Below are 464 nucleotides of genomic sequence, written 5' to 3' on the forward strand. Positions count from 1 at the left end.
TACAGATTGGTCAATACCGCTGAATAGTTACGTCGACAAATTCTAGGTTTAAATATCGTTAAAGGGAAAATGTTAGCCCCCTTAATTTGTTGCCGTTTTGGATTTGTTTTACTAACTTTGACTTTCGGAGACAACTTAATTGCAAGTCTCCTGCTTTAATTTTCACCACGACTAGAAACCTCAAAAACAACGCCTATGAACCTGTGGACACCCAACAACGACATCGCCGTGAGCATCGGCGGCAAGCCCCTTTTCTCGTTCAAGTCGCTCAGGCTGCACCAACCCATCAACGACCATCACCGCTTTGGGCTTACTTTGGACTTCGAGGTGGCTGCCAAGGCCCTGGAAGACACTACGGAATGGCTGGGCAAGCGCATACAAATCAAGAGAAGGGAGGTGAAATCGTTCCTGTTCGTCGGGGTCGTCACGCAGGTGAACGCCTGCCGGGAGAACCTGGACGGCGG

1 pseudogene is annotated in these 464 nt (G+C 49.4%); it reads left to right on the forward strand.

Features of this window, described 5'->3' with window-relative positions:
* Window positions 1-195: 195 nt before the first annotated feature.
* A pseudogene (locus HMPREF2955_RS04845) lies at window positions 196-464 on the forward strand (type VI secretion system tip protein VgrG); the annotation flags it as partial.

Origin of the sequence: Prevotella sp. HMSC073D09, from assembly GCF_001814145.1 — a bacterium.
GTDB lineage: Bacteria > Bacteroidota > Bacteroidia > Bacteroidales > Bacteroidaceae > Prevotella > Prevotella conceptionensis.